The following is an 8,349-nucleotide window of genomic DNA, read 5'->3' as shown; positions in this document are numbered from 1 at the left end:
AAAGTGGCGCACTTTTAAAGCATAACTGTGGCTCACTTTTAGACCATAATTGACAACCTGTCAGCAAAATGTATTCAAAACAGCAGTCAGGCACAGACTTTATGCCAATATTCAGGGAAAAACACCGCCCGTTATCCCGACGATAACGGGTTTTTAATCTAAGAGGTCCTGCCTCTCCCCGCGTTCTATCTTCACTCACGACTTTAAATATTGAATCAAATTCTTAACCCATTAAATAAACAGGCTCCCCGGTTTTCCCGGAGGACCTGTTTTGCTATTTATCTTTATTAAAGAAGGACATTACTCATGAATATCCCAACGACAACTCAGATGGATACACTAACCGCCACGCCGGTTACCGACTCTCAGCGCATTCACTTCTGGCCAGACCATTTTGGTGAGATACCGCAATGGATTTTGATTGAACCACAGGTGTTTGGTTGGCTGGATCGATTGTGTGATGACTATCGCGGCGACTTCTGGGATTACTATACGCTCAGCGGCGGCGGCGCATTTATTGTGCCGGGTACGGAGCAAGACTACACGTTGTTTAACGGACTCAATGGCAACGGGGCTACCGTCAGTCGTGAAGCAGCCGGAATCATCGCCTGCCTGATGGCTTACAGTCACCATGCCTGCCGTACTGAAAATGAGTTTATGACCGAACACTTCTATCGGTTGCGTGCTTACGCTCTGCATCATCCAGAAAGTCATGCCATTTTTGCATTAATCGATTGATATAAGGTGATGTTCCATTCAACCAAACGATTTGGTAACCCCTAACATCTTCCTGACTTAACCCCGCATTATTCACATTGAGAACATCCCCATGAAACCACTCGTCACAGCGCAGGGTGCATTACCCGTGCCTGCTATTTATCAGCGACTGCTCACTTTCCTACTAGAGCACCACTATGGCCTGAGCCTCAACGATACGCCCTATCACGATGAACAGGCGATTGCACAACAGGTTGAACAAGGGATTTCAGTCGGCGACACCATAAACACACTGGTTGAGAAATATGCATTAGTGCGAATTGGTCGTAACGGGTTCAGCGCACTGGCGCAAGACCCGATGTTGAGCAAGGGCGATATCGTGCGGGCTCGCCAGGCTGTTGGCCTGTGGCGGGCTCATTTCCCGCCCACATTGCTGTACCCAACCGAATCCCTCAATCCTATTCCACACAGAGATAGTTAACATGAATAACCACATGACGACTTCCCCAACATGGGGCCTGAAACGTGATATTACGCCACGTTTGGGAGCCAGGCTGGTACAGAATGGAACACACCTGCACTTTCTGAGTGACAGAGCCAATATTGTCGGCACCTTTTCCCTTGAAGCCACTCAGGCTCTTGATGCAGCGTTTCCCATGCTGATAACCAAACTGGAATCGCAACTGCTGTCCGGGGCGCTGGATCAACGCCGTCAGCAAGGCATTACGGTTCGGCATGGAGAATTTGTCTGTGAAGCGGATACGCTGGGCAGTCACGGTTATGTCTATATCGCGGTGTATCAGGAACTGTCTTGAACGGCAGACACTGGCACCTGAAACATCCCTCTTCCTCGACGCCAACAACAATCGTTGGCGTTTTGCTTTTATGGAGTTCCTACGATGTCTACTTCACTCAGCGCAGTTATCAACGAGCCGCAGGTTCTAACCGGCCACACCGATGTGATTTGCTCCACCAGCATTGAACGTATCATCACCGTGCGTAATACCGCACTGGTGCAGATTGACGCGCTTATCCACCAGCTTGAGGATATTTCAGCCATCACCAGCAGCATCGGCGGTGGAATAGCAAAAGACTGGGCCATGCGACAAGACTTCCGTACTGGCTGTTGGTTCATGGAGAAAGCAGAAACGGCCATGAAAGTGATTACCTGCAATCTCGATCGCGGTATATGGCGAGACCTGATGAAAAAATCAGGGATGCTGAGCCTGATGGATGCCCAAGCCCGTGACCAGTGGTACAGAAACCTTGAGGGAGATAATATTCCTGCCATCAGCGAAGCCAACATACTCAGTACCTTTGAGCAACTTCACCAGCAGAAAGACGAGGTATTTGAACGCGGGGTCATCAATTTATTCAAAGGATTATCCTGGCACTATAAAACCAATAGCCCATGCCGATTTGGTAAAAAGCTGATCATCAGCAATCTGGTCAGTTGCAACCAATGGGGCTTTACCCTGAACCAGGGTTACCGGCGAGACCAGTTGGCAGACCTAGAGCGCATGTTGCACTTGCTGGACGGTAAAGCGATCCCAGACAACCGGGGCGATGTGACAAGCCGGTTGTCTGAGCATATTCACGCCAATTCGCACATGGCAAAGGACTATCAAGATGATTACTTTTTGATAAAGTACTTCATGAAAGGCTCTGCACATCTGACGTTTAGGAAGCCTGAGTTGATTGACAAGATGAATGGCATTATCGCCAAACACTATCCGGGGATGTTAGCAGAGAGGAGTTAATCCTTCAGACGATGACTTGTCGGTAAAAAATAGTATAATCTTGAGTCTTGGGCTCTTATCAACAATAGTTTGAAATAGCTCAATTTTTGTACGAAATGGTGTTTGTGGGTACAAGTGCGGGTACAAGCTCTTAGTGTTAAAAATAAATAATATTGATATCAGTAGGTTGTATGATATTAGCGAGTCCGGCCTTCGCACCATTAGTATGTAAATCAAGTCACCGCAGGGTGGCTTTTTTTTTGCCTGTCGTTCAGTAAAGTCCATTTTCCTCCGTAAAAGTCTTTATAAAACAGCAGATAACATTCTGGTGATTTTTGCTATATCTCCATTCTGGTATTTTTACGTCCATTAGCTGCCATCATCACTGGAGGTCAGAAAGAGGGCTGCTCGGTTCGGAAAATTTGTGATCCCCAAATATTCTTGAATCACAGGGAATCTTTGTGTTGAAGTACAGCAGGTTGGTAACGTTTTTTACAGTCAATATTGATCTTCATGTTTCAGCAACCCAGCAACCCAGCAACCTAATAATCTCGCTATCTTTTTCCTGTAGAATGCGGAGTCAATCTAATTTAGCTCACTTTGTGGATGATTTTTTTGTCGTTTTTTAGGTTTCAAATAGCGGGAAGGCCAGATCTCCGCAGGATCAAGATCCAGCGCCTCCGCAATCAATCTTTCACCCTTTGGCCAGTGAACTTGTAGGGCATTGGCTAACGTTGAAGAGGCCAGTCCTGCCTCTCTAGAAACCGCCGCCAGCGTCCTACCCCGTTTTTTCAAACCCGCCACAATATCTGCCGGATGCCAGTCTGGTTTATCCATAACTTTTACCCTTCCCTGTGATGTATTGGTCTAATTATCCTGTTTTGGGATAAAAATAAACACCTGATATTTGGATTTAAGATATTAATCAAGGTTGCATCGATGACTTCCATTTATTCCGAAGAATACCAGCAGGCGATAGAAACACTCCACCAGGCTATAATTACTAAAAAATCAGTAAGTTGTGTATCATTTTGGCACTAAATCAATAGCAGTCATTTATGACTAAAGTTGAGAATGATGAGAGGAGATTCGACTTTGTGGAGCTTATCCAGATTGCCCGCTTGCTCTATCGATGAAATGCTATTAATTAGCAAGATTATCAGTTCAATGGTATCGATAAAGTAGGCACTGTATTATTATCCTATTTTGGGATAATTAGGATGGTGACAGATATTCAATTCCAACGTTATAAAAGGAATTGGACTGATGGTCTCTATTTATTCAGATGAATATCAATCGGTTATCAAGGCGTTACGTGACCAGCGCATTGCTAAAGGTATCACTCAAGAGAGTCTCGCTAACATTCTTGGCCGCCCTCAGTCTTTTGTTGCTAAAGTAGAAAATGGCGAAAGGCGCTTAGATGTCGTCGAATTTGTGCATATAGCGAGATTATTGGGGCTTAGGGTCGAGGATGTGTTAGGGAAAATCGAGTAAATCAATTTACAACCATACCCATTTCTCTTTGTACCTGGCATAGTTAACGCATTCAATAAAATGGTTCATTAATTTTGGATGTTAATGCCATGGCTGTAAACCACTGGACGCGGGATCAACTGTTAGTTGCATTTACACTATATAGCCAAATTCCCTTCGGCAAATTAGATTCCCGAAATCCCGACATTATTCATTACGCCAGATTAATTGGTCGAACACCTTCGGCTTTAGCTATGAAACTGGGTAATTTCGCCAGTTTGGATCCTTTTATTCTCGACTCTGGGCGTAAGGGATTAAGCGGGGCCTCAAATGCTGATCGCGCTTTATGGCTGGAAATGAATGAAAATGCTGGGGTATTTGAGCAGCAATGTCAGCAGGCAATGAGTCAACTTGAGAAACCTGTCACCCAATTATTTGATAGCGGTGTTAAAGATTTTAGTGGGAAAGAAAAAACCACCATTATTAAAGCTCGGGTCGGTCAGCAACTGTTCCGTAAAAATGTTTTGCATGTCTATCAAAACCGCTGTTGTATTACAGAGTTGGAAGAGCCTGCGTTATTAGTTGCTAGCCATATTCGCCCCTGGAGTCATGGCGCGGAGCATCGTCTTAATCCCAGCAATGGCTTATGCCTTTCCAGCTTGCATGACCGAGCTTTTGATCAGGGATTAATTACTTTTAACGAACATTTTGAAATGGTGCTCTCCACACAAATCAAGAAGCTGAGAAGCACTATTAGTGAAGAAAATTTTGCTAAATATGAAGGGCGGAAACTGCGGCTACCTGTTCAATTTTTCCCTGATGAAGGGCAGATGGCTTATCACCGCCAGAATATTTTCTTAGATTAAATATTTGAATAAAGAACGCAGCTCCAAGCTGCGTACTGTCACTATTTCAACAAGAATGACTGGCCCTGTTTTAGCACCAGATCACAGGCTTTAGTTTTAATTTTTTCGGTGATTTGTTCGCTGCCCAGGTCATTCAGGTTCAGGCTTTTACCTTCGCCGGTTTTCAGTAAACCACCCAAACCCTCTTGGTAATCTTGGCTCTTGGCATTTTCGGTGCTGGTGATCCCCAATTTACTCATCAATTGGTCTTTAACTGCGGTGGTGCCATTGGCTGACAGCACATTATTTTGGACGCAATATTGCAAGATACCCGCTGCATTGGTCATGGTGCTGGCGCTCAGACCTTTATCGCCACCATTGAGTAAGCCAGTCAGCGACGATAGTGAAGATGAGCTATCGCCTGATTTACTGTACTGGTCGGCGGCACTTTTAACTGAATCTAATAAGCTGTTGGCGCTCGCCGCACCGGTCAGCAGTGTGCTGGAGCAAGCCAAGGCCAAGATCAAGCGATGAGTGGTGTTCATAGAAACTCCTGTTTTGCAGTGTGGATCACAGCAGATGAGGCGCGATACGGCCAGAAAGGCTGCCAATCATTATCTTCAGCGCCAAGAATACCGCACTGTATACATTTTTCTGATAGGTGTTGTCTGATATCGCGCCTATCAATTTATCTTGCGGCTCTCATTGGAGTGACGACTCTCTGCTTCATTTCCGGCTGGGTGATAAAAAAAACAGATCGCAGGTAATGTGCCTGAATCCCGGGGCAGAGGGAATATCGCGAGAAAGATATTGGGAGAGAACAGAATGGGCAGCGATAGTGTATCGGCTGCCCATGTCGGCTAAGGCATCAGGCCGATAAAGACGGTTTTTTTACGTGGGCCGGTCATCAACCCCTCCAGTTGCTCGACACACGCGAGGTAATGGGGGGTCTTTTTATGGGCTGCTACCGCCTCTTCGTCAGTGTAGGCTTCATAGATGTAAAAGCGGGTCGGCAGGGTCTCATCCCTCAACACATCAAAACGTAAATTGCCCGCTTCACGGATAGAACCGAGGTGATTGGCGCGAAAAACCTCAATAAATTGGTCAACTTTGTCATCTTTCACATTAATTTCGACGAGAGTCACGTGCATACTTTCCTCCTTGTCACCACTCAACCTTTTTCGTGTAGGAACAGCTGATAAGCCGCTGCTGCATTCTCATTTTTATGCACCACGGCATGAACCGCCTTCAGCATGGCAATTGGTGCTTCGGACTGGAAGATATTGCGGCCCATGTCCACGCCAGATGCGCCCTGATCAATGGCTTGATAGCACATCTCCAGCGCCTCATGTTCCGGCAGCTTTTTACCGCCAGCAATCACGATAGGCACCGGGCAACCGGCGGCAACGCGTTCAAAACCACTGTCGACATAGTAGGTTTTGATCACCTGCGCGCCCATTTCGGCGGCGATCCGCGTCGCCAGTGAGAAGTAGCGCTGATCGCGAACCATATCTTTGCCGACCCCGGTCACCGCCATGGTTGGCATACCGTAGCGCATCCCTTGGTCGACCAATTGAATGATATTTTTAATCGATTGATGTTCATGCTCGGTGCCGATATAAACCTGCGCGGCCACGGCACAGGCGTTGAGCCGCAAAGCATCTTCCATCGCCACGGCCACGGCCTCGTTGGATAAATCCGTCAGGATTGAGTTAGCACCGGACGCACGCAGCACTACCGGGCGATTGGCGGCAGCGGGAACCACACTGCGCAAAATGCCACGGGTACACATTAAGACATCGGCGTACTCAAATAGGGGGGAGATATTGATATCAATGCGCTCCAGACCGGTGGTCGGCCCCTGAAAATAGCCGTGGTCAAATGCCAGCATCACTGTGCGATTGGTTTTTGGATTGAAAATCCGCGCCAGACGAGATTGCATCCCCCAATCCAGTGAGCCGGAGCCTTTCAGCGTAAACGCAGGATTGTGCTGCGGGACGCCAATACCGAAATCTTTACCATCTTTGATATCGTCTAAATCAGCCATCTGTCATCACTCCAATTAGTATGGGTATTAGCCCGCCGCAGGGGCGGGCCGCTGAGACTAGAAATCGTATTTATCGATGTTCTCTTTGGTGAAAATGACCCGCTGTGGCAGCAACACGATGCCGCTGCCTTTCGCTTCATGGTCATAGCCCTGCACACTGTTCGGTGCCACTTCAACCACGCCAATATTTGGGATGTTCAGCTTATCGCCGACGTTCAAATCGCCTTTTTTCAGCATTTCATTGGCGACATAAACCGAGATTTTGCCTTGGTTAACCACATCCCACAGACCAAACTCCTTCACTGTGCCGCGTTCAACATAGGGGCGCATCACGTTCGGGGTGCTGAAACCGACGATCGCCACATTGTCGCGCTTCAGGTTTTCTGCGGCTTGTGCTGCGGCTGGCAGGGCATTGGCATCCGGCGCGATAATTGCGTCCAGATCGCCATAGGCTTTGTTATCTCCGCATCCAGGTATCGAGGTACTGAGGTGTTGGCATTTCGCTATAAAAGAAAAACAGGCATTAACTCAGGGTATTTCTACTGCGACGGCGTTGTAACCACTCTTGAATCAAATGTCGGTGCAAGCTGATGGAGCGCCCGACCACCACTAAAATCAGCAGCGCGCCGGATAGTGCACTGGATATCTGGTTGGGGGTGCCGATCATTTGCAGCCCCTGCTGCAAGTAACCCACCAATAATACCGCCAGTGCCGTGCCGAGAATCGAACCGGAACCGCCGTAGATATTGGCCCCGCCCAGCACTACCGCAGTGATGGCGGGCATCAGGAATGATGCCCCCAAATCAGAGCGCGCAGAGCCGAAGTAAGAGACCAGCAAAACGGCAGCAATGGCGGAGGCCATGCCAGTCAGGGCATAGAGCAGGCATAAGGTGCGGGCGACGGGCAGGGCGCTGTAGCGGGCGACGCGACTGTTTTGCCCAATCAGAAAAACATTACGGCCACTGTGGGTGCGGTGCATCAATAGCCAGAACAGCAGCACGCACAACATAAAGATCACCAGCGGGATGGGCAGGCCGAACAGGGTTTGGTTGGGGAAATCCGTAAAAGCCGTTGGGAAGCCGCCAATACCTTCGTAGCCGGTGGCACCGGAGATACCCGACAGTAACAGGGCGCTGCCGCCGAACAGGTACATGGTACCCAGGGTGATGACCAGCGGATTGACGCCGGTATAGAGGATTAATCCGGCATTAATCAAGCCGCACAATGCGCCGACGATCAGGGTCAGTGGGATCGCCACACTCATTGGCAGGCCGGCTTGAAACATCACACCAAGGAATATGGCGCACAGTCCGATAGTGGAGCCAAATGAGATATCGATGCCGCCACTGACGATCACCATGGTCAACGGCAGGGCCACGATGCCGATGCAGATAAAATCACTGGTGCTGAACAGCAGCACATTGATATCCAACATGCGCGAATTCGATAAGCCAAACAGCAGGATCTCCAGCACCAACAAGGCCGCCAGCGCCAGTTCCCATCCGTAACGTCGATAAAGATTCATCGC

At 48.2% G+C, this 8,349-nt stretch carries 11 protein-coding genes and 1 pseudogene; 6 read left to right on the top strand and 6 right to left on the bottom strand.

Annotation, left to right across the window (positions count from 1 at the left end):
- The first annotated feature begins 306 nt into the window (after positions 1-306).
- From AACW11_RS18110 to AACW11_RS18095, 4 genes are all read left to right on the top strand, one after another.
- Positions 307-738 (top strand): antirestriction protein, encoded by a 432-nt coding sequence (locus AACW11_RS18110; RefSeq protein WP_212585050.1) that lies wholly within the window; start codon positions 307-309, stop codon positions 736-738.
- A gap of 91 nt (positions 739-829) precedes the next feature.
- Positions 830-1,198 (top strand): TA system toxin CbtA family protein, encoded by a 369-nt coding sequence (locus tag AACW11_RS18105; protein ID WP_145587944.1) that lies wholly within the window; start codon positions 830-832, stop codon positions 1,196-1,198.
- A gap of 1 nt (position 1,199) precedes the next feature.
- Positions 1,200-1,532 carry a type IV toxin-antitoxin system YeeU family antitoxin gene (locus tag AACW11_RS18100; protein WP_151430987.1) on the top strand — a complete coding sequence of 111 codons (333 nt, stop codon included), beginning with the start codon at positions 1,200-1,202 and terminating at the stop codon, positions 1,530-1,532.
- An 84-nt stretch (positions 1,533-1,616) separates the two neighbouring features.
- Entirely contained in the window at positions 1,617-2,477 is an 861-nt protein-coding gene (locus AACW11_RS18095) for a DUF4942 domain-containing protein (protein WP_151430989.1), read from the top strand.
- A 564-nt stretch (positions 2,478-3,041) separates the two neighbouring features.
- Here the strand turns inward: AACW11_RS18095 and AACW11_RS18090 are convergent.
- Entirely contained in the window at positions 3,042-3,293 is a 252-nt protein-coding gene (locus AACW11_RS18090; RefSeq protein WP_212585049.1) for a helix-turn-helix domain-containing protein, read from the bottom strand.
- A gap of 429 nt (positions 3,294-3,722) precedes the next feature.
- Here AACW11_RS18090 and AACW11_RS18085 point away from each other — a divergent pair, with 429 nt between their 5' ends.
- Together AACW11_RS18085 and AACW11_RS18080 are read left to right on the top strand one after the other, a co-directional pair.
- A complete protein-coding gene (locus AACW11_RS18085) occupies positions 3,723-3,950 on the top strand; it encodes a helix-turn-helix domain-containing protein (protein WP_212585048.1) in 228 nt (75 codons plus the stop codon).
- 89 nt (positions 3,951-4,039) lie between these two features.
- On the top strand, positions 4,040-4,795 hold the full coding sequence (locus AACW11_RS18080; protein ID WP_212585047.1) for an HNH endonuclease: 756 nt from the start codon (positions 4,040-4,042) through the stop codon (positions 4,793-4,795).
- Positions 4,796-4,836: 41 nt separating this feature from the next.
- Here AACW11_RS18080 and AACW11_RS18075 read toward each other — a convergent pair whose 3' ends face one another.
- The 5 genes and pseudogenes from AACW11_RS18075 to lsrD all read right to left on the bottom strand — a co-directional run bounded on the left by AACW11_RS18075 (position 4,837) and on the right by lsrD (position 8,346).
- Positions 4,837-5,319, bottom strand: coding sequence for a DUF2501 domain-containing protein (locus AACW11_RS18075; RefSeq protein ID WP_212585046.1), 483 nt, complete (start codon positions 5,317-5,319; stop codon positions 4,837-4,839).
- A 315-nt stretch (positions 5,320-5,634) separates the two neighbouring features.
- Entirely contained in the window at positions 5,635-5,925 is a 291-nt protein-coding gene (gene lsrG / locus AACW11_RS18070) for a (4S)-4-hydroxy-5-phosphonooxypentane-2,3-dione isomerase (protein ID WP_212585045.1), read from the bottom strand.
- A 20-nt stretch (positions 5,926-5,945) separates the two neighbouring features.
- Positions 5,946-6,821: a 3-hydroxy-5-phosphonooxypentane-2,4-dione thiolase gene (lsrF, locus tag AACW11_RS18065; protein WP_212585044.1), complete on the bottom strand. Its 876-nt coding sequence runs from the start codon at positions 6,819-6,821 to the stop codon at positions 5,946-5,948.
- 57 nt (positions 6,822-6,878) lie between these two features.
- Positions 6,879-7,277: pseudogene (locus AACW11_RS18060) on the bottom strand (substrate-binding domain-containing protein); the annotation flags it as partial.
- 67 nt (positions 7,278-7,344) lie between these two features.
- Complete coding sequence (gene lsrD / locus AACW11_RS18055) at positions 7,345-8,346, bottom strand: autoinducer 2 ABC transporter permease LsrD (protein WP_212585043.1); 1,002 nt, start codon at positions 8,344-8,346, stop codon at positions 7,345-7,347.
- Between the last annotated feature and the right edge of the window lie 3 nt (positions 8,347-8,349).

Origin of the sequence: Yersinia sp. Marseille-Q3913 (assembly GCF_963892745.1) — a bacterium.
Lineage (GTDB): Bacteria > Pseudomonadota > Gammaproteobacteria > Enterobacterales > Enterobacteriaceae > Yersinia > Yersinia bercovieri.
The sequence above is the reverse complement of the archived record's forward strand: the minus strand, read 5'-3'. Positions and strand labels throughout refer to the sequence as shown.

Coding starts and splice junctions, on each gene's coding strand:
- AACW11_RS18110 (WP_212585050.1), top strand. CDS start 307: ATGAATATCCCAACGACAACTCAGATGGATACACTAACCGCCACGCCG.
- AACW11_RS18105 (WP_145587944.1), top strand. CDS start 830: ATGAAACCACTCGTCACAGCGCAGGGTGCATTACCCGTGCCTGCTATT.
- AACW11_RS18100 (WP_151430987.1), top strand. CDS start 1,200: ATGAATAACCACATGACGACTTCCCCAACATGGGGCCTGAAACGTGAT.
- AACW11_RS18095 (WP_151430989.1), top strand. CDS start 1,617: ATGTCTACTTCACTCAGCGCAGTTATCAACGAGCCGCAGGTTCTAACC.
- AACW11_RS18090 (WP_212585049.1), bottom strand. CDS start 3,293: ATGGATAAACCAGACTGGCATCCGGCAGATATTGTGGCGGGTTTGAAA.
- AACW11_RS18085 (WP_212585048.1), top strand. CDS start 3,723: ATGGTCTCTATTTATTCAGATGAATATCAATCGGTTATCAAGGCGTTA.
- AACW11_RS18080 (WP_212585047.1), top strand. CDS start 4,040: ATGGCTGTAAACCACTGGACGCGGGATCAACTGTTAGTTGCATTTACA.
- AACW11_RS18075 (WP_212585046.1), bottom strand. CDS start 5,319: ATGAACACCACTCATCGCTTGATCTTGGCCTTGGCTTGCTCCAGCACA.
- lsrG (WP_212585045.1), bottom strand. CDS start 5,925: ATGCACGTGACTCTCGTCGAAATTAATGTGAAAGATGACAAAGTTGAC.
- lsrF (WP_212585044.1), bottom strand. CDS start 6,821: ATGGCTGATTTAGACGATATCAAAGATGGTAAAGATTTCGGTATTGGC.
- lsrD (WP_212585043.1), bottom strand. CDS start 8,346: ATGAATCTTTATCGACGTTACGGATGGGAACTGGCGCTGGCGGCCTTG.